This is a genomic window from Hymenobacter sp. H14-R3 (assembly GCF_030063445.1).
GTDB lineage: Bacteria > Bacteroidota > Bacteroidia > Cytophagales > Hymenobacteraceae > Hymenobacter.
This window is the reverse complement of record NZ_JASITD010000023.1, coordinates 1-24316: the sequence shown is the minus strand read 5'-3', so window position 1 is coordinate 24316 and position 24316 is coordinate 1. Positions and strand designations below refer to the sequence as shown.

22 protein-coding genes and 1 pseudogene are annotated in these 24316 nt (G+C 59.3%); 12 read left to right on the top strand and 11 right to left on the bottom strand.

The features are described from left to right. Positions 1-71 precede the first annotated feature (71 nt). The 4 genes from QMK33_RS18060 to QMK33_RS18045 all read right to left on the bottom strand — a co-directional run bounded on the left by QMK33_RS18060 (position 72) and on the right by QMK33_RS18045 (position 4111). Positions 72-896 carry a type 1 glutamine amidotransferase gene (locus QMK33_RS18060; protein ID WP_283566019.1) on the bottom strand — a complete coding sequence of 275 codons (825 nt, stop codon included), beginning with the start codon at positions 894-896 and terminating at the stop codon, positions 72-74. A gap of 88 nt (positions 897-984) precedes the next feature. Next, positions 985-2088 (bottom strand): carboxylate-amine ligase, encoded by a 1104-nt coding sequence (locus QMK33_RS18055; protein WP_283566018.1) that lies wholly within the window; start codon positions 2086-2088, stop codon positions 985-987. A 121-nt stretch (positions 2089-2209) separates the two neighbouring features. Continuing rightward, entirely contained in the window at positions 2210-3370 is a 1161-nt protein-coding gene (locus QMK33_RS18050) for an ATP-grasp domain-containing protein (protein WP_283566017.1), read from the bottom strand. A gap of 84 nt (positions 3371-3454) precedes the next feature. Next, positions 3455-4111 (bottom strand): alpha/beta fold hydrolase, encoded by a 657-nt coding sequence (locus QMK33_RS18045; RefSeq protein WP_502867078.1) that lies wholly within the window; start codon positions 4109-4111, stop codon positions 3455-3457. Between the two features lie 164 nt (positions 4112-4275). Between QMK33_RS18045 and QMK33_RS18040 the strand changes: the two genes are divergently transcribed. Continuing rightward, positions 4276-5799 (top strand): alpha/beta hydrolase-fold protein, encoded by a 1524-nt coding sequence (locus tag QMK33_RS18040; RefSeq protein ID WP_283566015.1) that lies wholly within the window; start codon positions 4276-4278, stop codon positions 5797-5799. A gap of 490 nt (positions 5800-6289) precedes the next feature. On the opposite strand, the gene QMK33_RS18035 is transcribed toward QMK33_RS18040, so the two are convergent. Then, a complete protein-coding gene (locus tag QMK33_RS18035) occupies positions 6290-6970 on the bottom strand; it encodes an RNA-binding domain-containing protein (protein WP_283566014.1) in 681 nt (226 codons plus the stop codon). Positions 6971-7178: 208 nt separating this feature from the next. After that, the gene (locus tag QMK33_RS18030) at positions 7179-7607 is read right to left on the bottom strand and encodes a DUF3127 domain-containing protein (RefSeq protein WP_283566013.1); all 429 of its coding nucleotides are present in this window, start codon (positions 7605-7607) and stop codon (positions 7179-7181) included. Between the two features lie 270 nt (positions 7608-7877). Here QMK33_RS18030 and QMK33_RS18025 point away from each other — a divergent pair, with 270 nt between their 5' ends. Continuing rightward, a complete protein-coding gene (locus tag QMK33_RS18025; protein ID WP_283566012.1) occupies positions 7878-8813 on the top strand; it encodes an isoaspartyl peptidase/L-asparaginase family protein in 936 nt (311 codons plus the stop codon). A 114-nt stretch (positions 8814-8927) separates the two neighbouring features. Then, positions 8928-9863 carry an alpha/beta hydrolase family protein gene (locus tag QMK33_RS18020; protein WP_283566011.1) on the top strand — a complete coding sequence of 312 codons (936 nt, stop codon included), beginning with the start codon at positions 8928-8930 and terminating at the stop codon, positions 9861-9863. 69 nt (positions 9864-9932) lie between these two features. On the opposite strand, the gene QMK33_RS18015 is transcribed toward QMK33_RS18020, so the two are convergent. Together QMK33_RS18015 and QMK33_RS18010 are read right to left on the bottom strand one after the other, a co-directional pair. Next, positions 9933-10841 carry a cyanophycinase gene (locus tag QMK33_RS18015; RefSeq protein WP_283566010.1) on the bottom strand — a complete coding sequence of 303 codons (909 nt, stop codon included), beginning with the start codon at positions 10839-10841 and terminating at the stop codon, positions 9933-9935. A gap of 124 nt (positions 10842-10965) precedes the next feature. Beyond that, a complete protein-coding gene (locus QMK33_RS18010; RefSeq protein WP_283566009.1) occupies positions 10966-12783 on the bottom strand; it encodes a M1 family metallopeptidase in 1818 nt (605 codons plus the stop codon). 430 nt (positions 12784-13213) lie between these two features. Here QMK33_RS18010 and QMK33_RS18005 point away from each other — a divergent pair, with 430 nt between their 5' ends. The 4 genes and pseudogenes from QMK33_RS18005 to QMK33_RS17995 all read left to right on the top strand — a co-directional run bounded on the left by QMK33_RS18005 (position 13214) and on the right by QMK33_RS17995 (position 17287). After that, positions 13214-14926: a L,D-transpeptidase family protein gene (locus QMK33_RS18005; RefSeq protein ID WP_283566008.1), complete on the top strand. Its 1713-nt coding sequence runs from the start codon at positions 13214-13216 to the stop codon at positions 14924-14926. Between the two features lie 335 nt (positions 14927-15261). Next, positions 15262-15429, top strand: a pseudogene (locus QMK33_RS23655) (helix-turn-helix domain-containing protein); the annotation flags it as partial. Between the two features lie 462 nt (positions 15430-15891). Beyond that, positions 15892-16140 carry a hypothetical protein gene (locus QMK33_RS18000; protein WP_283566007.1) on the top strand — a complete coding sequence of 83 codons (249 nt, stop codon included), beginning with the start codon at positions 15892-15894 and terminating at the stop codon, positions 16138-16140. Positions 16141-17110: 970 nt separating this feature from the next. Next, positions 17111-17287: a hypothetical protein gene (locus QMK33_RS17995; protein ID WP_283566006.1), complete on the top strand. Its 177-nt coding sequence runs from the start codon at positions 17111-17113 to the stop codon at positions 17285-17287. 106 nt (positions 17288-17393) lie between these two features. Here the strand turns inward: QMK33_RS17995 and QMK33_RS17990 are convergent, their stop codons facing one another. Together QMK33_RS17990 and QMK33_RS17985 are read right to left on the bottom strand one after the other, a co-directional pair. Next, positions 17394-17873 carry a hypothetical protein gene (locus QMK33_RS17990; protein ID WP_283566005.1) on the bottom strand — a complete coding sequence of 160 codons (480 nt, stop codon included), beginning with the start codon at positions 17871-17873 and terminating at the stop codon, positions 17394-17396. A 169-nt stretch (positions 17874-18042) separates the two neighbouring features. Continuing rightward, positions 18043-19494, bottom strand: coding sequence for a DEAD/DEAH box helicase (locus QMK33_RS17985; protein WP_283566004.1), 1452 nt, complete (start codon positions 19492-19494; stop codon positions 18043-18045). A gap of 211 nt (positions 19495-19705) precedes the next feature. Here QMK33_RS17985 and QMK33_RS17980 point away from each other — a divergent pair, with 211 nt between their 5' ends. Together QMK33_RS17980 and QMK33_RS17975 are read left to right on the top strand one after the other, a co-directional pair. Beyond that, a complete protein-coding gene (locus QMK33_RS17980; RefSeq protein ID WP_283566003.1) occupies positions 19706-20224 on the top strand; it encodes an NUDIX domain-containing protein in 519 nt (172 codons plus the stop codon). Between the two features lie 24 nt (positions 20225-20248). Next, a complete protein-coding gene (locus tag QMK33_RS17975; protein WP_283566002.1) occupies positions 20249-20845 on the top strand; it encodes a hypothetical protein in 597 nt (198 codons plus the stop codon). 302 nt (positions 20846-21147) lie between these two features. Here the strand turns inward: QMK33_RS17975 and QMK33_RS17970 are convergent, their stop codons facing one another. Next, on the bottom strand, positions 21148-21723 hold the full coding sequence (locus tag QMK33_RS17970) for a hypothetical protein (RefSeq protein WP_283566001.1): 576 nt from the start codon (positions 21721-21723) through the stop codon (positions 21148-21150). 174 nt (positions 21724-21897) lie between these two features. Between QMK33_RS17970 and QMK33_RS17965 the strand changes: the two genes are divergently transcribed. The 3 genes from QMK33_RS17965 to QMK33_RS17955 all read left to right on the top strand — a co-directional run bounded on the left by QMK33_RS17965 (position 21898) and on the right by QMK33_RS17955 (position 24206). Next, positions 21898-22143 (top strand): hypothetical protein, encoded by a 246-nt coding sequence (locus QMK33_RS17965; protein ID WP_283566000.1) that lies wholly within the window; start codon positions 21898-21900, stop codon positions 22141-22143. After that, entirely contained in the window at positions 22140-23054 is a 915-nt protein-coding gene (locus QMK33_RS17960) for a UDP-2,3-diacylglucosamine diphosphatase (protein ID WP_283565999.1), read from the top strand. The genes QMK33_RS17965 and QMK33_RS17960 overlap by 4 nt, the downstream gene beginning before the upstream one ends. Positions 23055-23165: 111 nt before the next feature. Next, positions 23166-24206 (top strand): glycosyltransferase family protein, encoded by a 1041-nt coding sequence (locus QMK33_RS17955; protein ID WP_283565998.1) that lies wholly within the window; start codon positions 23166-23168, stop codon positions 24204-24206. The last annotated feature ends 110 nt before the right edge of the window (positions 24207-24316 follow it).

The following is a 24316-nucleotide window of genomic DNA, read 5'->3' as shown; positions in this document are numbered from 1 at the left end:
TAATTTAAGACAAAAAAGTAGCGCGAATCAAGTGATTCGCGCCAATAGTTACTGCGTACTGAACCAATAATTTAGATTAGAGCCGGCTCGCGCAAGGCATTCAACGCACGCTGCAAAAACGTGGGAATAATGATTGCTTCCGTTACCTCAATTGTTTCGGGGTCGGCAAGTAGATGCACCATTTCGTGGTATTTATCCTCTCCATACGACGCAATTACTTGCTTCTTGCGCTCATCGGTGAGCATGTAGCGTAGCATACCTTCGCCATCAGCCTCGGGGTGAAACTGCGTACCCACTATTTCGGGTGAAAAGCGCAACGCCATTACCGCGCGGGCCAGGGGAATGTGGGGACGCTCTTTTTCCAGGCACAGTATTTCAACGCCTAATTCGGCTAGGCGTTGGGGGTGCAAATCAGTAAGTTGATAATCGCGCGAATCAACGGCGTAGAAGGGCTCGGGTAGTTGCGCAAAAACCGGGTCGGTGTGGCCGGCTTCGGTCAAGTGCACGGGCAGCACGCCAAACGAAGTCGATTTACGCTTGCTTATTTCTCCCAACCCGAAATGACGGCTTATCAGCTGGAACGAGTGGCAGATAAGTAGTAGGTGCTTTTTATGCTCGGCCGTGCTGTTAAATGCAAATAAATTGTCGATAAAATCGAAATACAACGGTTCCCACGGCTCATCTGACTGCAAGGGGCTGCCCGGGCCGCCGCTCGAAATATAGATGTCATAAGTGAAATCGGGTATTTCGTTGGCCGCCCGCACATTAAAAGTGTCAACTATAAATTCCACTTGCTGCGCTGCTTCCGTACGGTGCAATAGTTGTCGAATACAACGCATTCCCTCGTTAGGAAAATTGTTGTACATATCCAGAATAGCAATTCTAAACTTACTCATAAAAATAAAACTTATTTTAGCTAATTAATAGCTAGCCGTGAAGTAGTTAAGCTGCAAAAATACGGCCCATTTGTTCACAGCAGCTTAACTAAAGTCCGTAGGCCGTCTCGGTCAGAATATAATCAACCACTTTAGTCAAGTCACCAGTCTGCTGAAAAACAGCTAGTTGGCGGTCGGCTCCGGTGCCCATTTCCATCATTTTAAGAATATACTCTACTTCGTGGCGGCTGCCTAAGTCGTCGAGTACATCATCCACAAAATCCAGTAATTCCAGAATTAATTGACGGGCGGGCTTTTCCTCCTCCGTGCCAAAGTCAATCAATTGACCATCAATACCATATCGGGCCGCCCGCCACTTATTTTCCTTGATGAGTGAGCTGCGATAAAGTCGAAAATTTAAGTTCTGGCACTTGAGCTTATAAATTTTCGCTACCAGGGCCTGCATTACGGCTGCCACGGCAATGGTTTCGTCTGAGCGCATCATCATATCGCAGATGCGGTATTCGATGGTGTCGAAGAAAGGATGCAGACGTAAATCCCACCAGATTTTCTTGCCGTTGTCGATGCAGCCGGTTTTTATCAGCAGCGCGATAAACTCGTCGTACTCTGAGGCGCTGGTGAAATAGTCAGGAATACCGGTGCGCGGAAAGCGTTCGAATACCTTGGTTCTGAAGGATTTGTAACCGGTTTCGCGGCCTTCCCAGAAGGGCGAGTTGGTGCTGAGTGCAAACAGGTGCGGCAGAAAATACCGCAGCGCGTTCATCATATACACGCCCAAGTCGCGGTTCTCGATGCCGATGTGCACGTGCATCCCAAAAACCAGGTTAGACCGGGCGGCTTCCTGCAATTCTTCCACTATTTTATCGTAGCGGGCATCGGGCGTGATGGGCTGGTCCTGCCACCGTGAGAAGGGGTGCGTGCCGGCGGCGGCGATTTTCAAGCCTACGCGGTCGGCCAACTCGATTACCTGGCGGCGCAGGTGCACCACCTCGGTACGCGCTTCCTGAATATTCTTGCAAATATTGGTGCCCACTTCCACTACCGACTCGTGCATTTCGGCCTTCACCTGCTCGTGCAGCGTGATTTTGCCGTCCTCCACAATTTTCGACATGTGCGAGCGCAGGTCCCGCGTAACGGGGTCGATGGTTTGAAACTCTTCCTCGATGCCGAGGGTGAAAACGGGGCGGGGCATACGTAGTGAGCTAACTAGGAAGTGGATGGAAACTTGGGTTGCCTGCTCACGAGGCGAAGCTGTAAAAGGGCTGCCACCAAGCGGTGGTAGCAGCCCTTTTACAGTAAGAAAGCCTACCTGACTATTTGACTGACTGTTTCTTAGGCTTGGGAGGTGCCTTGGCGGCGGGGGCCGGCTTAGCTTTTAGCTCGGCACCCGTGATGGGCTCGGGCTTGGGAGCATCCGATTTCTTGGGCGCAGCCGCCTTTTTGGCGGGCTTGGGTGGGTTGGCACCCAGGTCGTTGGTTTCGTGCACAGCAGCACCTACTTCCATAGTGCCTTTGCCAACGGCCACGGCGTGGGCCGACTTCTGCACGAAAGTGCCCCAGGTGAGGTTGTCGGCGCCGGGCTTTTGGGCCTGGGCGCGGGCAATGGCCAGGTTGGCAGCGTGCTCCACTACCCACTCAAAGTTTTCGGGGCCTACCGAGTCAATGTCGGCATCGGGAGCAGGGTTGCCAAAGTCAATGGCGATTGGGATGCCGTCGCGCACCGCAAACTCCACCGTATTAAAGTCATAGCCCAGGCCCTGGCACAGGCGCAGCACGTAGTCTTTGACGGTGGCGAGCAGCTTTTCGCCGGCCTCGCCCGTGGTTTTCATCTCGGTTTGGTAGCGCTGGTGGGGGGCGTTGCGCGGCTCGTAGGGCATAATGAGCACGTCTTTACCGCCGAGGCAGTAGCACCGGAAATAGTCGGTGAAGTCAACGGCCTCTTGGTATAGCATTACCAGCTGGCCGGTTTCGTCGTAGGCGCGGTAGGCTTCGTAGGGGTTGTCAACCTTGTACACGCTTTTCCAGCCGCCGCCCGAGTGGGGCTTCATGAAGGCCGGGAAGCCGATTTTCTCGAAGGCCTTTTCCCAGTCGAACATGCCGAGGTTGCGAAACGAGTTCTCGCTGGTGTCGTCGGGGCGGGCCTTGCTGGGGAGCAGCAGGGTTTTGGGTACCGGCACGCCAAGCTGCACGGCGAGGGCGTTGTTGAAGAACTTCTCGTCGGCGCTCCACCAGAACGGGTTGTTAATCACGGCCGTCCCGGTGAGGGCGGCGTTTTTGAGGTAGGCGCGGTAGAAGGGCACGTCCTGCGAAATACGGTCAATAATGACGGCGTAGTCGGTGGCCACGGCCTGCTCTACTTCCTGAATGTTAACGAATTCGGCCGTGATGCCCTCAACGGCTTTTTGGTTAACGCGGTCCACAAAGGCCTGGGGAAAGGTGTTTTCCTGGCCAAACAAGATGCCGATTTTTTTCATGGGTAGGGGAAGAACGGAGCGTTCTAAGGAGTTGGAAAGGATAGGAGTAGGCGCGAGCGCTGAAGCGTTTACGGAAGTAACTACTTAAAGGATAGAGGAGACGTAGGTGGGAAACATGTCGCGCCACACGGGCCAGTCGTGGGTACCCGGCCGCACATCGAGGCGGTGCGGAATGCCCTTGCGCGCGAGAATCTCCGACATCAGGTAGTTGGAGCCCTTGCAGAAGTCATCTTCGGCGGTGCCCAGCACGATATTCATCTGGTAGAAGTTATCATCTTGAGCATTAGGCATGTAGTCGAGCGGGTTATGAAAGTACGCCTGCTCGTCGTAGTGCCCATCCAGAAACATGCGAATGTCGAAGGCAGCGCCCATCGAGAACATGTGCGCTACCTGGTTGGGGTGCCGGAAGGCATAGTTAAGCGCTTGGTAACCACCGAGTGAGCAGCCGGCTACGCCAATTTTATCGACCTGGCACTCGTGCTGAATGCTGGGCACCAGTTCCTCGCTAATCATGCAGTCGTAGAGGCCGTGGTTGTGCACGCGGGTGCCGGGGTGCAGGTGCTTGGCGTACCAGCTCCACTTATCGCCGCTGTCGATGCAGAAAAGCTTGATAAGCCGGTTTTCAACAAACCAGCGCACCGAATCGGTGAGGTGAAAATCGCGGGCCTCGTAGTAGCGGCCGTTGGAAGTAGGGAAAATGAGGATGGGGTAGCCATAGTCGCCCACGACCAGCATTTCCATGTCAGTGCCCAGGTGCTGGGAGTGAAAGCGGCGATGTTCTTCGTGCAAGAGGAAGGGGCCGGCGGGGATGACGCGCGCACCGGAACCGGCCGCAAACTAAGCAGGAAAACCGAACGACCAACTTTTCTTTAAAATGGGCCCAAGTCGTGTTTATTTGCGGGTCAATGGCAGTTTTCAGATTTCAGTCGCCGCGCGGGGCTACCGTGGTAGTGCGGCGCGACGAGTCTTTGTTTTCGGTGGCGCTGGGCCGCGTGGTGCGCCTGGACGTGGTACTGCCGCCCGGCTTTTCGGCGCGGGCCGCGCAGCCCTACCCGGTGCTCTACCTCCAGGATGGGCAAGACCTGGCGCGCCTGCACCTGCCGGCCACGCTCAACCGTTTGTTTCGGCGGGGCGAGGTGCGGCCGTTTGTGCTGGTAGCCATTCATGCGGCCGACCGCTTGCAGGAATACGGCGTGGCCGCCCGGCCCGACTACCTGGGCCGGGGCAGCCGCGCCGGCCGCTACACCGACTTCATGCTCAAGGAATTGCTACCCTATGTGCAGGCCCACTACCACGCCAGCGCCAGCCCCGCCGAGGCGGCCGTGGCGGGCATGTCGCTGGGGGGGCTCATGGCTTTTGACCTGGCCTGGCACCACCCCGAGGCGTTCTTGCGGAGCGGCATATTCAGCGGTTCCTTCTGGTGGCGGGGCCGGGGGCTGAACGACGGTTATACCGACGCCGACCGCCTGATGCACAGTCTGGTAGCCGCCCGCCCGGCCCGGCCCGGCCAGCAGTTCTGGCTGCAAACCGGCACCGACGACGAAACCACCGACCGCAACCACAACGGCATCATCGACGCCATCGACGATACCCTGGATATGCTGGCGGTGCTAGCGGCGCAGGGCTTGCCCCCCACCGCCGCGCGCTACATAGAGGTGCCCGGCGGCCACCACCACCCCGATACCTGGGGCACCATCATGCCCGATTTTTTACGTTGGGCCTTCGGTACCAGCGAGCTGGCCGCGCCCGAGGTGGCGGCCCGGGAGCCGCGCCCGGCGCGCGGGCGGCTGGGCGGCCGGCCGCTCATGCGCCGCCCGCACGGCGCGGTGCAGCTGAAATTTCAGTATCTGCGGCGGCCGGCTACCTTTGCTCCCATGTCCGTTACCCCTATTGCCAGCCAGGAGCGCCCCGCGCCCGGCACGTATTTACCTTACACCCAAGCGTATATCGACCTGGTGCCCGCCGACGCCGAACCGCTGGCCCAGCTACGCCAGCAAGCCGCCGAACTGCACCGCGAGTTTTCGGGCCTCACCGAGGCGCAGGCGCTTATGCGCTACGCCCCCGGCAAGTGGACGCCCAAGGAAATGCTGCTCCACATCACCGATTCTGAGCGCATCTTCACCTACCGCGCCCTGCGCTTTGCCCGCGCCGATGCGCAGGAGCTACCCGGCTTCGAGCAGGATGACTACGTGGCCAATAGCGAAGCTAATGACAGGATAATGAGCGACTTGCTAACGGAATATCACGCCGTGCGCGCCGCCACGCTGGCCTTCTTCGCGGGGCTGAACGGCGGGCAGCTAGACCGCGCTGGCCGCGCCAACGGCGGGCCCGTTACGGTTCGGTCGCTGCTCTACATCACGGCGGGCCATGAGCAGCACCACCTGCGCATTTTGCGTGAGCGCTACTGGCCGGCCCTGCTTACTGCTTAACTAGTGAGTAATCAGTAAGTAGTGCCCAGCCACATATCGTTACACAACATCAACCCGCCAGAATGCGTTAATTTGCAGCACTGACCTGGTTTTTATTCCCTCCACCCCAACCATTTTCACTCATGGCCAAAGCCCAAGACGCCCGAAAAGAGAAAAAGAAAGAGCCCGCCAAAACGACGAAAGAAAAGAAAGCCGATAAGGACGAGAAAAAAGTAGCCCGCGCCCGCAAGCAAGACTAGACCGCAGATTCAAACGGATTAAACGAATCTCGTAGATGACGCCACTACGCGGCTGGCTAAGCTATTGGAATTATCAGAGCTGGTTCTGTTTGTTGCTTGATTCGTTTTTTGACTTAGCCGTTAGGGCATAACAGAAAAGGCTGCTCTTATGGGCAGCCTTTTCTATTTTATCCATCTTTTAGCCAGTCCGCTTATGGACGTGCTGTGCGCCTTTATTACTCTGCGGAAGGAATTAAAAGTCAGCGTATTGCTTAGTCAGCCGCTTTAGCGGCGTATCTGCGAAATTCGTTTAATCCGTTTGAATCTGCGGTGTAGTAAGGTTCCTTTTCTTTGTCGTGGTAGCGGAGGTAGCCGTGGAGCACCAGCTTGATGAGGGTGCGGTAGGCGCGGCGGCGGCTCACGTTGATGAGCTTGGTGTACTGCGCTACCGTGATACGGGGTTGCGTGTGTTGGAGGTAGTCGAGCACGCGCAGCTCGTCTTTGTTAAGGGGGAGGTTTTCGAAGCTGGCTTCGGGTTGCTCGTGCGCTAACACCTTTTCGGTGAGGCTACTGGCCTGCACGCTTTCGTTGTGCACGCGCACGTAGCTGCGCCATTCGCCGGGGGCCATCTGGGCGCGGTGAGGCTTGGTATGGCTTTCGGATACGCTGACTACCAGTACGATAAGCCCAGCCTCCGTTTCCACTTCGTGGAAGGCCAGCGTGAGGGGTGGGTCAACATAATGGGCGGCAGCATCGCGCAGCACAAACATTTCTTCCTCAGCATCGCGCACGCCCACGATGCGGCCATCGTCTTCCACGCCCACCAGCACCCGGCCGCCGTGCGTGTTGGCCAGCGAAGCCAGCGTGCGCGCAATGCGGGTAGGGTGGGTAGTCTTCTTTTTGAATTCAAGCCGCTCGCCCTCGCCCCGGTCAATAAGTACGCGTAAATCCATTTCCGTCAAGCTGTTAGCTAATAGCTGTCAGCCATTAGCTTTCATTATAAGTAATAGAACGTAGGCTGGAAAGCAAATGTGCCGCCCCCATAAAGGGAGCGGCACAATCTACATTCGCAAAGCAAGCCTAAAGACCAACCTCGCACCAAAAAAGAACAGTCAGCCCGCCGCAGGCGGGCGTATCTGCGCAATCCGTTAAATCTGCGGTCTAGAAGGGCAGGTCATTGTCGTCGTCGCCAGCGATGGGCTGCGCCGCGGGGCGGGGCTGCGCCTGGAGGCTGGGGTTCTGGTTCTGAGGAGCGGCCGGGCGGGCCTGGGGCTGGTAGGCCGAGCCACCGCCGCCAGCGGGCGCGCCAGCCGTAGCAGCCTCAATGCGCCAGGCTTCGAGGTTGGTGAAGTACAGCATCTGGCCGTTTTTGTTGAAGCCGCGGCCGCGCAGGTTGAATGTCACTTTTACCTCGTCGCCCATTTTGTAGGGGTCGATAAGGGCCGTCTTGTCCTGCACCAACTGAAACTTAATTTGCTCGGGATATTGGCCATCCTGCACTTCGAGGACGAACTCGCGCTTGCGGAATTTTTCGCTTACCTGCTGTTCGTCAAAGATTTCGTGCAGGCGGCCGGTTACGTCGTATGCCATCGGAAAGGGGAAATTTGAAATGGAGAAAACTAAAGGCCAAACCTACGAAAAAAAACCGAAGAAGGCCATGCTTTTGGCAGAATAGCTTAGTGGCTACCCCACTTTTTTCAGGCACTTACAACTGGTTTGGCTAAAAAAAATAGTGTAGAATTGATAAACTAACTACTTGACAGGCAGTAAATTATTGTCTATACGTACTGTTTCAACCAGCAGAAGCTGCAGAAAGTGCCGTTCTTGCGCAAGAAACTTAGTTAATTGTTCAATCAGAATATGTTTGCTCTTGCTCTACATGGGGGGGCTGGCACCATTGCCCGCACCTCGCTTACGCCCACGCTAGAAGCCAATTACCGGGCCGCGTTGCGGGCTGCGCTGGATACGGGCACGGCCCTGCTGGCCCAGGGCGCGCCCGCCCTCGACGTTGTAGAAGCCACCGTGCGCAGCCTCGAAGACTGCCCGCTCTTCAATGCCGGGCGCGGGGCCGTGTTTACCCACGACGGCCACCACGAGATGGACGCCGCCCTCATGGACGGGGCCACCCGCCGGGCCGGGGCTGTGGCGGGCGTGCGCCAGGTGCAAAACCCCATTCGGGCCGCCCGCCTCGTGATGGAGGCTACCGAGCACGTGCTGCTGGCCTACCCTGGGGCCGACGACCTGGCCCGCGAACACGGCCTACCCATGCAGCCGGCCGAGTATTTTTTCACGCAGCAGCGCTTCGACCAGCTGCAAGAGGCTATTGCGGCCGGCCGCATGCAGCTCGACCACGCGGCCAGCCCGGCCCCGGCCGCCGATCCCAACTGGAAAAAAGGTACCGTTGGGGCCGTGGCCCGCGACCAGCATGGCCACCTGGCCGCCGCCACCAGCACCGGCGGCATGACCAACAAGCGCTACTCGCGCATCGGTGATACGCCGCTCATTGGGGCCGGCACCTGGGCCGATGCGCGCTGCGCCATCAGTTGCACCGGACACGGCGAGTTTTTTATTAGGGCCGTGGTGGGCTATGATGTGGCCTGCCTCATGGAGTACAAAGGACTGTCTTTGGCCGAAGCCTGCCGCGTGGTGGTGCACGATAAGCTGGCCCCGGTGGGCGGGGAGGGCGGCCTCATTGCCGTGGACGCGGCCGGTAACCTGGCCCTGCCCTTCAACTCGGAAGGTATGTACCGCGCCAGCCGCAACGCGGCGGGGGAGGAGCAGGTGGCTATTTATTAGCCGAAAGCGCGACTATATAAAAGCAGAGCTGGTCTGCGTGCTAGTAAAATAGCTTGGCAGTGAAGGCGGCCGGGTAGTAGCTTTGGCCGCCACTAGCAGGCACCCGCTCAGCCTATGAAACTGCTTCCAATTACGCTCATATTGTTGCTGACTGCTACCGGCTGCGAGCCTCAGCCGGCAAAAACGGAAACCAGGCTTTCGCTGGCCGAAGCCCGCCGCGGCTTCAAAACGCAGCTTACCGCGCAGGCTACCGATGAGGAGCCGGCTGAAGAGCCGCAAGCCAATGACTTTCAATTAGTTAAATATGAATCGCCCGTTGGGAAGCTGGCGGCCTACCTTACCCCAGACCCGCACGATGGCAAGAAGCACCCGGCTATTATCTGGATAGCGGGGGGCGACTGCGCTTCTATTGGCGACGTGTGGACGCCCGCGCCCGCCGATAACGACCAGACTGCCAGCGCTTACCGCCAGGCTGGCATCGTGATGCTGTTCCCTTCCCTGCGCGGCGGCAATGATAACCCGGGCCGTAAAGAAGGTTTTTTGGGAGAAGTGGATGATGTGCTGGCTGCCACCAACTTTTTACAGGCTCAGCACTACGTTGATGCCAAGCGTATTTATCTTGGTGGCCACAGCACCGGCGGCACGTTGGCGCTGCTGGTAGCCGAAAGCACAAATCGCTACCGCGCCACATTCGCGTTTGGGCCGGTGGAGAGTGCCGCCGACTATGGCACCGATTCGGGGTTTTTGCCCTTCGACCCAACCAACCAGCGCGAAGTTGAGCTGCGCACGCCAGGGCTCTGGCTACATTCCATTCAAACCCCGGTCTGGGTTTTCGAAGGTACGGAGCAGGGTAATATTGAATCGTTGCGGGCAATGGCCAAAACGTCGACCAACCCCCAGGTTCGGTTTATCCCCGTGCGGGGCGCGAGCCATTTCAGCATTTTGAGCCCCACCAACCAGCTCATCGCCCAAAAAATCCTAGCGGACAATGGGCCATTATCTAATCTGGATTTATCAGAAAAAACTGTAAATCAAAACTTTAACCAGTAACAAGGCCTCGTGCTACATTGGCCTTGCCAATGTAGCACGAGGCCTTGTTACTGGTTAAGGATGCGTGACTCAGGCGACCGGTGTGGCGTTGGGCAGCGCAGTGGGCGTGGCGGCTTCCTTGCTCACGTAAAACTTGCGCTCCGTAATGCAGTACACGTTACCCTTGGCCAGCACGTGCATCTTGAAATTTTCGATGGAGAGGGTCGTGCCCTTCTTGGCGGCCGCCGTGTTATTGTGCGCAATGTCGTGGCCATCCAGAATGATGACCAGGTTCGAGCCAATGGTTTCGACCAGGTGGCCATCGGTGATGAGTACGCCCGTGTCTTCACCCAGCCCGATGCCGATGAGCTTGGGGTAGAGCGCCACCGCCTCGATGAGGCGGCCAAAGCGCCCGCGCTTCACAAAGTGCGAGTCGATGAGGGCGGTGGGCAGCAGGCCGAAGCCAGTGCCCATTTTCACGGCCCCCTTGAGCAGGGCGTCGGGTACCGAGCCACCGCGTATCATGTGCTGCGACATGGCCATGGCCCCGGCGCTGGTGCCGGCAATCACGAAGTCGGGCTCGGTATGGTAGCGGCGGGTGAGGGTGTCGAGAAAATCGGTTTCGCCAAACATCTCGCGCAGGCGCGATTGGTTGCCGCCCGAAAACATCACCACATCGGCGGCCAGCAGGCGGGCCAGGTACTCGGGCTGCCGGGCATCGGCGGCCGTGCGGATATCCATGATGCCAATGTTGTGGCAGTTGAGCATGGCGAAGGAGCCGATGTAAATCGGGCCCACCTCCTGCGGAATCATGGAGGCAGTGGTAACGACCTCAATGCGCGGGTCGGCCTTGCCCGACTCGGACACGACACGCTTGAGGATACCCAACTCAAAAAAATTCAGGTAATACTGGCGCTTGCTTCGAACGGTAGGGTAGGTGCCTTTATCCTCGTTGCCCCCGATGGCGATGAGCTTGCCGCGTGGAATAAGATGTTTCAACGGTAGTAGCTAGTCTGATTGGAAGAAGGTAAAAGTACGGCCGCCGTTTTAGGGATTGCCAGCTGGCCGTGAAATTAGGGGAACCCGGGAATGGGCTCCGGAGGTAGGCCGTGGCCCACCACGCTTACCCCAGCACCAGCGCGTCGAGCGTGCTCGTGGCTACCGAGTGGTAATTGGGCCGGGCCCGCTGATAGAGCTGCTGCGCCCGGGCCCGGCCACCCGGCGCGGCTAGCAGCGCCCGGTAGAGCGGCACCAGAAACTTGCGCCGCCCCACGCGGAGCAGAAAAGCTTCGAGCGCAGCATCGGCCGGCGCGTAACCGGCCCGCAGTGCCAGCGGAAACCAGGCGGCCAGCAGCTCCGCATTGCCAGAGGCCGTAAAGTGGAAGGCCGCATCGAGCCGGGCCAGGTCGGTGGCCGGCAGGGTAGGGGGCAGCCCACGCAAAAAGTACTCCCACTCCTGGCTGCTCCACTCCTTAGTTATAGGGTGCAGCCCGGCGGGTGGGGTGCCGGCGGCCAGCTGGGCCAGCGCCACCCCCACGGCCGCGAAGCGCGCCGACTGCGCCACGGGCGCCCCGGCGGGCAGGCCGGGGCCATCGAGCCAAGTGGGTAGCTGGAGGCGCGTGGCTTCCCCGGCCGTCAGCAGTGTTTGGGTGAGGTAGCTGGCAAAGCGGTCGGTGCTCATGCTTTGAAAAGCGAAGTGAGCGAAGTACTCCGTAATGAAGGCGTCGAGGCGTGGGCGGCCCACCAGCTGCTCCAGGGTCAGCAGTAGCAGGCAGCCTTTTTCGTAGGCAATGTCGTTGAGTCCCTCGTCGGGGTCGCGGCCCGCCAGGTGCAGGCGCAGGTGAGTGGCCGGGCTGGCCGGGCCCAGCTCCGCGAGGGTGTGTTGCAAGTCGGCTTCGCCCAGCACTTGCAGCATCTCGGCGAAGGGCCGGCCGTAGAGGTGCTCCATAATGCGGCGCTCAAAATAAACGGTGAAGCCTTCGTTAAGCCAGAAATCGTTCCAGGTTTCATTCGTAACCAGGTTGCCGCTCCACGAGTGGGCCAGCTCGTGGGCTACTAAGCTGGTCAGGCTACGGTCGCCAGTTATAATTGTAGGTGTTACAAATGTTAAGCAAGGGTTTTCCATACCACCAAATGGAAAGCTGGCTGGCAGCATCAATAAATCGTAGCGACCCCAGCGATAAGACTCATACAATTGTTCGGCCGCCGCTACCATTGCCTCTAGCTCCGCAAACTCGTGGGCGGCGCGGGGTAGCGCGGCCGGCTCGGCATACAGGCCGGTGCGTCCGCTCAGTGGGGCGAAGTCGAGCCGGCCCACGGCCAGCGCCAGCAGGTAGGCTGGCACCGGCTGGGGCTGCCGAAAGTAGTAGCGGCCATCGGGCGCGGTGGCCTGTGGGTTTTCAGCGCTCATCAGGGCCAGCAGTTGGCCGCGCTCTGGGCCCAGTACTTCCACGGTAGCCTCATAGCTGAAGCGCAGGCCTGGCGAGTCGGGGCAAGGCAGCCAGGTACGCGCTAGAATGGCCTGCGACTGCGTGAACAAAAACGGGTGCGCACTCGCCGTTTGGGCCGGAGTCAGCCATTGCAGCGCGGCGGCCTCGGGCACCGTGCGGTAGGTGAGGCGCACCGCTGCCGTGCCCGCCGGCACCCAGATGTGGAGGGCCTGCCCCAGCACCGTATTGGCGGGCGCGAGGTGGTAGTTAGCGGCCGGGCCGTTGGCGGCCTCGCCCAGCTGCACGGCTTCCAGCAGCAGGCCATGGGTGTCGAGCACCAGCTCGGCGGGCCCGCCGGCCGGGCCGCCGGCCAGGAGCCAGGTAGCCGTGCCGGCAAGCGTGCGCTGCGCAAAATCGACGGTCAGGGCCAGCCGTAGGTGCTGGGCACGGAGCAGCCCGGTGGCGGCATAGCTGTGCGGGTCGGTGGGCAACGGCAGGGAAGAAGAGGTCATCAGGAGTGAAGGGAAGAGGAGTAGGAAGAGAGGGAAACCGAAAAATACTGAGTGAGTGGGGAGGCTGGTTACGGTCCACATGGCGGGCCAGCTGCCAGCTGAAGGGCTCGCGCGCTTCTGGCCACTGGCTTGGGGTAGCGGGCAGGGCGTGTTCGCCGGACGGGCGCTATCGCTCACCCAGCTGCCATAAAAAATACGGTATTCGGGCCAATTCGGTCGACCGTATCTGGGCGCTTAGGCGCGTTATTTGCGTAAGGCTTGGCTATACCAGGGCAACCTGCTCGGTAGCTGCTCAGTAAAACGAGCAGTTTCAACGTTACCCTAGCGCGGGTGCGGGGGCTTGCTAGCATCAGCCAGCTTAGCCGCCGCCCATCTTTCCTCTGTAATGCTAAAACAGCTTCAACTTCATTTCTTATCAGCGGCCCTCTTTTTGGGTTTGCTCAGCCTGCCGTTTCTGCTGGTAGCGTGTGGCGGCGACCAAGCCAGCCAGGTCGACCAGGCCAGCTCTAAAACAGGTTTAGTTACCGCCGCCGACACCAGCGGCCCCGAGCCGCGCCTCGATAGTGTATTTGTTATTCGGGCCATGCAGGCTGATGCAAACTTCAAGGCGCAGGAGCGCTGGGCCCGCAAGTTTTACCGCGAGCGGCAGTTTCGACTGGGGTGGTTTAAGCAGCATCAACTCGTGCCCCAGGCTGCTACGTTCTTAACGGTAGTAGCTAAAGCGAAGGATGATGGCCTTGATCCTAAGCGTTACAATGTCAAGCAGTTAGATGATATGCTATCCACGCTCAAAAGCGTGGGCCAGGACACTGCACGCCGTAACCAGCTGGAGCGCAAGCTCGATGTGGCGCTATCAGGTACCTATTTTGCCTGGGCTTCGGACTACTACCGGGGCGTGGCCAACCCCCGCGATACCAAGAACGACGCCTGGAAGGTCAAGCGTAATAAAATCAAGCTCGACCACGCGCTCATGACCATTCTGCGCGAGCGGGAGAGCACGTACCCGTACTACGACTTCGCGCCGCTGCACCCCGAGTACGACTACCTCAAGAAGGCCCTGGCCCTGCTGCGCGCCCGGCAGGCGTCTGGTGGCTGGCCTACTCTGCCGGCTACTACCCGCCTCAAGCCCGGCGACGCGCTGCCCGCAGTGAGCCTGCTGCGGCAGCGCCTGCTGGGCGACGAAGCTACCGGCCAAGCCCCGGCTACGGTGGCCGCCACCGCCACGCCCGTCAACAATGTTACGGCTCCGGCCACTGCCAGCTACGACTCTAAACTGGTGGCGGCCGTGAAAATTTTTCAGCGTGACCTCGGCCTGCCACCCACTGGCCTGGTAAGTGGTGAAACCCTGCGCCAGCTCAACGTGCCCATTCAGGACCGTGTCAACCAGGTTATCCTGAACATGGAGCGCTGGCGCTGGCTCCCCAAAAAGTTTGAGCCCGACTACCTCCTCGTGAACATCCCCGAGTACCGGCTGCGTGTGTACGAGCAGGGTAAGGAGGCGCTCACCATGCGCGTTATCGTGGGTAAAACGCTTACCGCTACGCCCGTCTTTTCCGACAAGATGGAGTACGTGGTGTTGGCCCCTTATTGGAACGTGCCCTACAGCATTATCGACAAGGAGCTGCGCGGAAGGCTCGTTGCCAACCCCCACTACCTCGACCGCCTCGACATGGAAGTAGTAAAGGGTTACGGCCGCAAAGCAACCGTGATAAACCCAGCCACCATTAACTGGGCCAACGTGACGCAGGCCAACTTCAAGTACACCGTGCGCCGCCGCCCAGGCCCCAAAAACGACCTTGGCAACGTGAAGTTCATCTTCCCTAACTCCAACGATATCTACCTCCACGATACGCCCCACGACGAGCTGTTTTCGCAAACCAAGCGCAGCTTCAGCCACGGCTGTGTGCGGGTGGAAGAGCCCGTGAAGCTGGCTGCCTACCTGCTGCGCAACAACCCCGCCTGGAGCCAGCCTGTCATTGAAGACACCATTGCGCAGCACCGCGAGAAGTACATCACCCTCAAGGAAAAGCTGCCCGTGTACCTGGTGTACCTCACGGCCTGGGCCGATGCCGATGGCCACGCGCACTTCCGCGATGACATCTACGGCCACGATAAATCGCTCGCCAAAGAGTACTTCAACTAGCTTCCCGCTGAATGCCGCTTGCCTTGCGTTAGCTGGCAAATAGCACTGTTTTTAAGGCTCTGTCCCATTGAGGGCAGAGCCTTTTTTATGACGGGTCACTTGTGTCTGCCCTAGTTATGATACAATTGTGCGGGGGCATAATTGTGAATACAATTGTATCGACTAGATGAGCAGCGCCAGTATTATTGCTTTGTTACATAAGTATTAATGCTGGTCTGCACAAGTGTAAGTAGTAGGGCATCTACCATGGTGTACTTTTGTAAATTAAGTTTTTATAGTATTTACTCAGCAGCAATGCCTTGCACGTAGTACATTTGTAGGGTAATAGTACGGCTATGGTAACTCGCATTCGGCAGCTGCTGGATACTAAACAACTGACTCCTACCCAATTTGCTGACCTTATTGGGGTTGGCCGGCCGGTGGTAAGTCATATTTTAAGCGAGCGTAATAAGCCCAGCCTGGACGTAGTGCAGCGCATTATCAGCGCTTTTCCTGAAATATCACTGTCCTGGCTGCTAAGTGGCCTGGGCGAAATGCTAGACGAAGCTGCCCCCGCCACTCCACCAGCGGCCGAAGAGGACATCCCAGTGGCTTCCCCGGCCCTGAATACAGTAGTCCCACTACCAGAAGAGCCTGTGCCAGCTACCAGCAGCCCAACCGAGCCAGAAGCTGCGCAGCTCCAGCCCCAAGCCGCTAGCCCGGAAACGCCAGTGGAGGCTGTGCTAGCGGTTCCGGTTACGCTTCCTGCTGCTGTAGCTTTTGTGCAGGCACTCCCCCCTATTCTTGTGCAGGCGGCCCCTGCGCCTACCCAGGTGCCTGCCGTAGTCCCACGGGCATTTTCGCCGGGTAAGCAGGCTGTTGCTGCGGTTCCGGCCGCCGTAGCCGCTCCAACCCCGGTTTTACCAGTGGCTTCGGCGGCTACGCAGTCCTTTCGGGCGGCTCGGTTTGTGCCGACGGTGGCTGGGATGCCCGTTGCCGCCCCGCAGAAGCCCGCTGCCGAAGCTTCTGCTCCGACCTCTACCGCGGCTCCGGCCCTGCCACCGCTTGCCACCGCCGACCAGTTGGCGGCCAGCCTGGGCACTGTGCCAACCGCAGACAAGCAGTCGGCCCAGGCTGGGCTGTTACCTTTTTTAGGGGAGCCGGGTAAGGAGATTCGGCGCATCGTTATCTTTTACCGCAATGGGTCGTTTGCCGATTATAAGCCCGAATCCTAGCTGATTTTTGAAGGCCGTTTTACGGCCTGAAGCAACAGGCCAAGTGGGTGGCGCGCCCGGTTTGGGCGAGCATTGCCGACCGACTTTTCAACTGGGTTGCTGCCAGCTTCGTCAAGCTAATGAGCGCCGACCAGCCAGCACCTGGGGTACTAAATACTCTGCTAATAAAGGTGGTGTTGCCAGTACTAAGTAGCCAGCAGCTTATCTTAGGGAGTAGAGGCCGCAAACTAATGCCGTTTGCCAGGCTTGCTACGGGGAGAGTTCAACAAATGCAGGTGTAGCGCAAGCCCGAGTCACTGCTTAAGGGGCGGTGCTTTACCTGGGGAATGCATCTCCTCATACACCTCGTTAAAATGGGTTAAATTCAACAAAAATAACTCGTTACTAGGGTGCTGGCAGACTGAGTTTTATTATTTCATAAATAATTAATGCTCAACAAGTTATGATTTATTAATCAAAGCTTTGGTAGAAATTTACTCTGCCTGGTTACAAGCTAGTGTTATATTTTTTTAATGCAATTAGGCAAAGCGGCGTTGGTGGGCAATGGGCACCTGGCTGCTTACTAACGGAATTGCCAGTGAGCTTACCCGTTAAAATGCAACATGTTGGCGCTAATGCAATAAGCACTCACCAGGCTGGCAGCGGGTGCCAGCTGGCCAGCCTGGTGGTATTGAGCGTAGAAATTACCCGTATTATTCTCAGCCAACCATACTAGTGTGGCCAGGTAGTGGCCGCTAATAATACAAGTAAAGCAGGTCAGTTTCTCTCAGTTGCTTAACGCTGAAAAAGCGCTTTAACCAATTGTAAATAGGAAGGACGGGGCCTTAAATTGGTAACCCTTAAAGAAGAGGCGGCTGGCAAACGCGGGGCTTGCTACCGGTCGAGCTAACCGAGGAAAAGGAGGGCCATCTTGGTAAAATATGCCGCCGCCGGCTTTCAGCATTAGGCTTGCCGGCCTTACCTTCGCGGTATGAAAAGCTTGCGCACCTACTCTCTGCTGCTGGCCGCCAGCGCGGCCCTGTTTCTGACCGCTGCCTGCTCCACGGCTCCCGACGCGGAGAAAGACCCTAGCGCCGATGCCGCCTATAAGCGGGAACACCGTGCCGAAGGCTACCGTGAGGCGCAGCGCAGCAACGTCAACTATTAATTAAGCCAGCGTTGGGCCTGCCTTGGTGGCGGGCCTGGCCTACCAGCCAAAAAGCCCCGGCTACGCAAGTTGCGTAGCCGGGGCTTTTTGGCTGGTAGGGTCGGCGCTAGGCGTGCGCGGCCACTAGGGCAGGCTCGGCAAAGGCGGGCAAGGGTAGGGCGTCCACCAACTGCTGCTCAAGTAGGTCGGCCCAGGTGCGGAGGTAGAGCACTACATCGTCGCGCTGGTTGTGGCGCATTGCGTTGCGCCGTTCAAACGGAATGCCGATGCGCACGGCCGGGTCGCCAAGCTTTTCGAGGTTGGTAAGGTCGGCGCGGGAGAAGCCCAGCTCCAGCATTTCGTCAATGGTCTGGTCGAAGGGCAGGCCGCTGGTGGGGCAGTAGTCCACGAGCTGGCGCTCCCAGTCGCCGTAGCGCTGCAGGGCTTGGGTATGAATCTCGGCCTTGGTGAGGCGGGTCACGGTTTGGGCCAGGTGGCCGCAGTTACAGCTGCCCATGTGGCCCCACTGGTAGGGGGCCTCGGTGGCGAGGCGACGGGCGGTATCGCGCAGGGCTTGAATGAGGGGGAGGGAAACGCGGGAAGTCATGCTAATGAGCCAGAAAAACGGCGTTAGAGTAAGACGAGAAAGCTACCTGAAAAAGCCGGTCTGCCGGGTTTTTGTTTCTGCGAAGGCAAAAAAAAACCGGTTGCTCAGCTTCAGGTAAGAAGCTAAGCAACCGGAAATTAATTCAACCAAAGGCTACAGAAAAGCTGGCTTAGCTGGAGCGGCGGTTGCTGCCCTCACTGCCGCCGCGCCCGCCCGAGAAGGGCCGGCTGCTGCGCGGTGCGCCACCGCCCGAAGCCGAGCGCTCGCCGCCGCCCGATGACTGCGGCCGCCCGCCGCCGCGGTGCTCGCTGCGGCCGCCACCCGAGGTAGAGCCACTGGAGCGCGGAGCCCCGCTGCGGCCCTGGCCGCTGCCACTACCGCCGCGCCCATCGCGGGCGGGCCGGCCAGCCGGGCCCTTGGGCCGGATGATGCGCTCATTGCCCATCAGCGACACCGGGGCCACGCTGTTGGTGGAGTACGGGTGCTCTTTGTCTACGTCGAGCTGCTTGCGGATAAGCTTCTGAATATCTTGCAGATACGCGCGCTCTTCTTCCTCTACAAATGTAAACGCAGTACCGAAAGCCCCGGCGCGACCGGTGCGGCCGATGCGGTGCACGTAGGTTTCGGGCTCGTTGGGTACCTCGTAGTTGATAACGTGGGTCAGTTCATCGACGTCGATGCCGCGGGCGGCAATGTCGGTGGCCACCAGCACGCGGGTGGTGCCGGCCTTGAAGTTGCTGAGGGCACGCTGGCGGTGGTTCTGGCTCTTGTTGCCGTGAATGGCTTCGGCGGTAATCTGAGCTTTCTCCAGGGTTTCGGTTACCTTGTTGGCGCCGTGCTTGGTGCGGGTAAACACGAGCACGCGCTTGATGGCGGGGTCCTTGAGGACGTGGCGCAGCAGGGCGGGCTTGTCGTTTTTGTCAACCAGGAACACCGATTGGGTCACCGTGTCGGCGGTGCTCGACACGGGCGTTACGGCCACCTGCACCGGGTTGGGGCGCAGGATGGTAGCCGACAGCTCCTTGATAACGTTCGGCATGGTAGCCGAGAAAAACAGACTCTGGCGGCCGGCGGGCAGCTTGGGCAGGATGCGCTTGATGTCGTGGATGAAGCCCATGTCGAGCATGCGGTCGGCTTCGTCGAGCACGAAAACCTCCACGTGCTGCAAGTTGACGTAGCCCTGGTTCATCAAATCGAGCAGGCGGCCGGGCGTGGCCACCAGTATTTCGACGCCGCGCTGCAAGGCCTGCACCTGCGGGTTTTGGCCTACGCCCCCGAAAATAACGGTCGAGCGCAGCTGCGGCAAGTGGCGGCCGTAGGCCTTGAAGCTCTCGCCAATCTGGATGGCCAGCTCGCGGGTGGGCGTGAGGATGAGGCAGCGCACGCGGCCACGGGGGCCCTGGGCAGCTTTCTGGGTTTGGGCGGTTTGGTGCAGAATCTGGAGAATCGGCACCGAGAAGGCGGCCGTTTTGCCGGTGCCGGTCTGGGCCACGCCGAGCAGGTCGTGCCCTTCGAGCACCTGCGGGATGGCCTGCTGCTGAATGGGGGTGGGGGTAGTATAGCCTTCCTCGCTCAGGGCGCGCAGGATGGGCTCAATCAAGTTGAGGTCGTTAAAGGTCATGAAGGGGGGAGCCACCCGCCCGGTGGGTGGTGGCCGGGGCGGAGGCCATCGGCTGCCTGCGCAAGTACAAGAAAATGGGAGGGAAAAAAGCCCGCGCCTGGTGCCAGAAATGACGACGCGACGGGCCGGCGGCCGTATACTTACGGCCAGCAGCTGGCTCCGATTGCCAGGCTGCCTTCGGCGGCAAAGGTAGCGCTTAAATCCCCAACCCATGCAGATAGTTCACCGTGAGCGCGTCTACGACGGCCATTTCAAGCTCAACAAGCTTACCATTAAGACGCCCGAAGGCCAGGAACTGCCTCGCGAGCAGTTTGCCCCTGGCCACGCCGTGGCGGCGCTGGTCTTCGATACGGTGCAACAGCACTACGTGCTTACCCGGCAGTTTCGGGTGGGCGCCGAGCGCGAACTGCTCGAAGTTGCAGCCGGCATGATTGACAAAAACGAAAGCCCCGAAACCGCCGTGCGCCGCGAGATTCACGAGGAGTTGGGCTACGAAATCGACGAGTTGACCGCGATTATAACCATGTGGCCCTCGCCCGGCACCAGCGCCGAAACTATCGCCGTGTATTACGCCGAGGTGAGCCGCCAAACCGGCGCGGGCGGCGGCCTGGTTGAGGAAAACGAGCGGATAGAGATGGTGCGCCTCACGCGCGACGAGCTGCTGCAGGAGACGCTGCAAGATGCCAAAACCATGCTGGCCGTGCAGTGGGCGCAGCTGCACAAATTTTAGCCGGGCCACCCTTTTCAGCTCACCATGAAACCGGCAATCATAACGCAGCTTCAGCGCCTGGGGGGTACTACAGATGGGGTAACGGGCGCGTCGTTGCAGGCAGACCTGGCGGCCATCGTCTTCAAAAACCCCTTATACCCGGCTAGCTACCTCAATGAGCTGACGGGGGTAACCGGGTTTTGGGAGCAGCACCAGCCGCTTTACCACGCCGACCGGTCGGCGTTCTGCCAGCTGCTGCTGGAGCACTTCTTTGCTGACCACGAAGTGCCGTATGGACAGGCATTTTTCAGAAACTTCCTGTTTACGCCCTTTAAAGCGGGCTCGCCCGACGAGGGCGAGCTGGACGGTTTGGTTACGCCGGACGAAATCAGGGAGGTGGTAGCGGCCGCCGACCTGGATTTTATGTGTATCTGCTATTCCTACGGCTTTCCCGACCACTACTTCGTATGCCTGACCGATACCGACCAGGAAAACCCCGCCGTGTATGGTACCGACCATGAGGTGTTCTTTAGCGAAATCACCAAGGAGGGAACGCTGGAAGCATTTTTCAACGATTTTATAACCCCGGCGGAGTTTCTGGCCGCCGCCACTAAGCACCTCGAAAATAGAGAAGCCGCCTAACACAAAGGCCACTCCTCGTTGCGCATGCGCAATCAGGAGTGGCTTTTGTGTTAGGCGGGGCGACATGTTGATAAAACCAACACCAACCAAAGACCCAGCTCCAAGGGGGGGGCGACATTAATCCTCCGTAAACGTATGGTGTCGCCCCCCTTGGAACTGGGTCTTTGGTTGGTGTTATTGATATGCCGCCCCACTGGGGCTAAAAGGCAGCCCGCCTAACGGCGCCAACTCGGATAGGCTCTACCTAAGATTTTTTGCATAGTAATTTGGATAAAATATTGATTAATAATACTTTATGTAAACTACTGCGGCGTTAATTGGTACTCGAATTGCTGGCGTAACCGGGTATCTATAATAACGAGCGTGAGCGGGCCGGCGGCCGGGTCGAGCTTGATGAAGGGGATAAGCTGCTGATTCTGATATAAATCGCGGCCGAAAAAGCGGCCGAAGCCGGGCTTAGGCGTGGCGGCAAAAACCTCCTTGCCGTCTTTGGTGCGGGCCGAGAGGGTGAGCAGCGACGGGTCGGCGTTTTTGGGGCCCTGGCGGCGAATGTTGAGCACGAGCGCCCCGCCGGGCGGCAGCGCGGCCAGGCGGCGCTGGTAAGTAGAGTCGGCCCAGTCGTGGATTTTGCGCAGCTCGTTAATTTCGAGCAGCATTTCTTCGGGCGAGCGGTAGCACACGTGGGTGTAGGAGCCCGTGACGTCGGCGTCCTCATCGGTGTTTTTGGTGAGGTTGGCCACCACCGGGCACTCCGGGTTTTTTTGGGCAAACATATAGCGCTTGCGGGCCGGGCCGTTGGGGCTTTGGGCGTGGGCGGCGGCAGCCCCGCTCAGCAAGGCCAGTACCAGACCAAGCCGGCGTACAGTAGAAAATTGCATTATGAAGAGAAGATAAATAATCGTGAAAAGAAAGAAAAAAGGCTTAGTACAAAGAAAGCCTGCCGGCCCGATATCCACCGGTTTATTCGCTAAAATGGCCTGCTGGCCCCGTAAATTGATAAAAATGTAAGGTTGGCATAACCCTTGGGTAATAGTCGGCGGCGAGCTTTGGGTATGCTAAAACTCCAGGATACTAAGCGCTTTTTATTGGACTGGCAGCCTTCCGGCGCGGGGCTGGTGTGGCTGCTGGCCCTGGGCTGGTGGCTGGCCCTGGGCTGGCCGCTGCGGCGCAACCTACGGGCCGCCTTGGGTAGTGCGGCCGCCGGCTGGCCCAGCGATGGGCCGCCCACCAAGCCCCGTCGCCCCAAAGCTGGCCCGCGCCGCTGCCAGCCGCAGCAGCCCTATTCTTCGGCCGCATGAGGCAGCTGCTGCCTGCGCCGCCCGCCCAGCCGGCTACCACCCCGCGTCCGCGCAAAAAGCGCCGCCTGGCCGTGGCCGTTATCAGCGATGTGCACCTGGGCACCTATGGCTGCCACGCCCCCGAGCTGCTGCGCTACCTCAAGAGCATCCGGCCCAACGTGCTGGTGCTCAACGGAGACATTGTGGACATCTGGCAGTTTTCGAAGAACTACTGGCCGGCCTCGCACATGCGGGTGGTGCGCTACCTGGCCGGCCTGGCCGCCAAGGGCACCAAAATTTACTACCTCACCGGCAACCACGACGAACTGCTGCGCAAGTTTGCGGGCCTGAAGCTTGGTCATTTTCAGCTCGATAACAAGCTGGTGCTCGACCTGCCGCACGGCCGCACCTGGCTGTTTCACGGCGACGTGTTTGACGTGACCATGCGCCACGCGCGCTGGCTGGCTAAGCTCGGCGGCCAGGGCTACGACTTGCTGATTTTGCTTAACCGGCTGGTTAATTTTGGGTTACAGAAAATAGGCCGGCCCAAAGTGGCGTTGTCCAAAGCCATAAAAAACCGGGTCAAAAGCGCCGTGAGCTTAGTGAGTGACTTCGAGCAGACGGCCGCCAACATTGCCGCCGACAACGACTACCGCTACGTGGCATGCGGCCACATTCACCAGCCCGAAATCAAAACGCTGGCCACGCCCCAGGGCGAGGTAACGTACTTAAATTCGGGCGATTGGGTCGAAAACCTCACCGCCCTCGAATATACCGCTGACGCCGGCTGGGCCCTTTACCGCTACGCCGCTGACCCCCGCATGGCGGAGCCTGCTGAAACCCCCGACGCGCCCGACGCGGAGGAGCTAGCCGCCGACGCTGGCCCGGCCGCGCTGCTGGCAGGGTTGCTGCTGGAGTTTAAATTGAAGTGATTTCTTAAGGCGTATAAGAACTACCCGTAGAGCTCGCTAGAACGTCATGCTGAACGCAGTGAAGCATGACGTTCTAGCGAGCTTATTATTAATCAGTTGGTTATCAATAAAATGAATATCTTATACGCCATCCAGGGCACTGGCAATGGCCACCTGATGCGGGCCCTCGACGTGGTGCCGCTGTTGCAGCGGCGCGTAGCGGCCCTGGGCGGGCAGCTCGATATTTTGGTGAGCGGGCCGCCCGCCGACCTGCCGCTGCCCTTTGACGTGCGCTACCGGGTGGGCGGCATGGGCTTTTTATTCGGTAAGAAGGGCGGTATCAACTTCGTGAAGACCTTCCGGCAGTTTAACTCGGCCGGGTTTGTGCACGATATCCGCCATTTACCGGTAGATGATTATGACCTGGTAATCAATGATTTTGAGCCGATATCGGCCTGGGCCTGCCGGCTGCGCCACCGGCCCTGCGTGGCCCTGAGCCACCAGAGCGCCGTGCTGCACCCCGCCGCGCCCCGCCCCAAGCAGGAGGACCCCACCGGCCGCGCCGTGCTGCGGCACTACGCGCCGAGTACGGCGCAGTATGGCTTTCATTTTCAGGCGTATGCGCCGGGTATCAGCACGCCCGTTATCCGGCGGCAGGTGCGCGAGCTAACGCCCTCTGATGAAGGCCATTATACGGTGTATCTGCCCGCCTACGACGAGGCCACGCTGGTCGAGCGCCTGCGCTACCTCAGCCGCAAGGTGCAGTGGGAGGTGTTTTCTAAGCACAGCCAGCAGCCCGCCGACCACGGCAACGTGCGGGTGTGGCCAGTGAGCGGCGGCGACTTTTTGCAGAGCCTGGCCCGGGCCCACGGTGTGCTGTGCGGGGCCGGTTTCGAAACGCCCGCCGAGGCGTTGTTTCTGGGCAAAAAGCTGCTGGTGGTGCCCATGAAGCAGCAGTATGAGCAGCAGTGCAACGCCGCCGCGCTCGCCAAAATGGGCGTGCCCGTGGTGCGCGGCCTCAAAGACAAGCACCTCGCCCACCTCGACGACTGGCTGCACCGCGGCCAGCCCGTGCCCGTAGACTACCCCGACCGCACCGGCGCGGTGCTCGACCAGCTGCTGGCCGAGCAGTTGGGCGTGACGCCGCCCGCCTTGGCGCAGGCTTCGTATTAAAGCCGGTTGTCCTTGCGAGCGCAACGCAGTGGAGCGCGGCAATCTTTCCTGGTCGTTCGCATCATTGAAATTACTAACCCCAGCGTGAAGGAAAGATTGCCGCGCTCCAC

What these genes read in the sequence shown, in the direction of transcription:
- QMK33_RS18035 (WP_283566014.1), bottom strand. Translation starts at nt 6,970, where the DNA reads ATGGATTTACGCGTACTTATTGACCGGGGCGAGGGCGAGCGGCTTGAA.
- QMK33_RS17990 (WP_283566005.1), bottom strand. Translation starts at nt 17,873, where the DNA reads ATGACTTCCCGCGTTTCCCTCCCCCTCATTCAAGCCCTGCGCGATACC.
- QMK33_RS17965 (WP_283566000.1), top strand. Translation starts at nt 21,898, where the DNA reads ATGCTAAAACTCCAGGATACTAAGCGCTTTTTATTGGACTGGCAGCCT.
- QMK33_RS18010 (WP_283566009.1), bottom strand. Translation starts at nt 12,783, where the DNA reads ATGACCTCTTCTTCCCTGCCGTTGCCCACCGACCCGCACAGCTATGCC.
- QMK33_RS17960 (WP_283565999.1), top strand. Translation starts at nt 22,140, where the DNA reads ATGAGGCAGCTGCTGCCTGCGCCGCCCGCCCAGCCGGCTACCACCCCG.
- QMK33_RS18025 (WP_283566012.1), top strand. Translation starts at nt 7,878, where the DNA reads ATGTTTGCTCTTGCTCTACATGGGGGGGCTGGCACCATTGCCCGCACC.
- QMK33_RS17995 (WP_283566006.1), top strand. Translation starts at nt 17,111, where the DNA reads ATGAAAAGCTTGCGCACCTACTCTCTGCTGCTGGCCGCCAGCGCGGCC.
- QMK33_RS17970 (WP_283566001.1), bottom strand. Translation starts at nt 21,723, where the DNA reads ATGCAATTTTCTACTGTACGCCGGCTTGGTCTGGTACTGGCCTTGCTG.
- QMK33_RS18050 (WP_283566017.1), bottom strand. Translation starts at nt 3,370, where the DNA reads ATGAAAAAAATCGGCATCTTGTTTGGCCAGGAAAACACCTTTCCCCAG.
- QMK33_RS17975 (WP_283566002.1), top strand. Translation starts at nt 20,249, where the DNA reads ATGAAACCGGCAATCATAACGCAGCTTCAGCGCCTGGGGGGTACTACA.
- QMK33_RS18030 (WP_283566013.1), bottom strand. Translation starts at nt 7,607, where the DNA reads ATGGCATACGACGTAACCGGCCGCCTGCACGAAATCTTTGACGAACAG.
- QMK33_RS17955 (WP_283565998.1), top strand. Translation starts at nt 23,166, where the DNA reads ATGAATATCTTATACGCCATCCAGGGCACTGGCAATGGCCACCTGATG.
- QMK33_RS18000 (WP_283566007.1), top strand. Translation starts at nt 15,892, where the DNA reads ATGCCCGTTGCCGCCCCGCAGAAGCCCGCTGCCGAAGCTTCTGCTCCG.
- QMK33_RS18020 (WP_283566011.1), top strand. Translation starts at nt 8,928, where the DNA reads ATGAAACTGCTTCCAATTACGCTCATATTGTTGCTGACTGCTACCGGC.
- QMK33_RS18055 (WP_283566018.1), bottom strand. Translation starts at nt 2,088, where the DNA reads ATGCCCCGCCCCGTTTTCACCCTCGGCATCGAGGAAGAGTTTCAAACC.
- QMK33_RS18060 (WP_283566019.1), bottom strand. Translation starts at nt 896, where the DNA reads ATGAGTAAGTTTAGAATTGCTATTCTGGATATGTACAACAATTTTCCT.
- QMK33_RS18040 (WP_283566015.1), top strand. Translation starts at nt 4,276, where the DNA reads ATGGCAGTTTTCAGATTTCAGTCGCCGCGCGGGGCTACCGTGGTAGTG.
- QMK33_RS17980 (WP_283566003.1), top strand. Translation starts at nt 19,706, where the DNA reads ATGCAGATAGTTCACCGTGAGCGCGTCTACGACGGCCATTTCAAGCTC.
- QMK33_RS17985 (WP_283566004.1), bottom strand. Translation starts at nt 19,494, where the DNA reads ATGACCTTTAACGACCTCAACTTGATTGAGCCCATCCTGCGCGCCCTG.
- QMK33_RS18045 (WP_502867078.1), bottom strand. Translation starts at nt 4,111, where the DNA reads ATGGAAATGCTGGTCGTGGGCGACTATGGCTACCCCATCCTCATTTTC.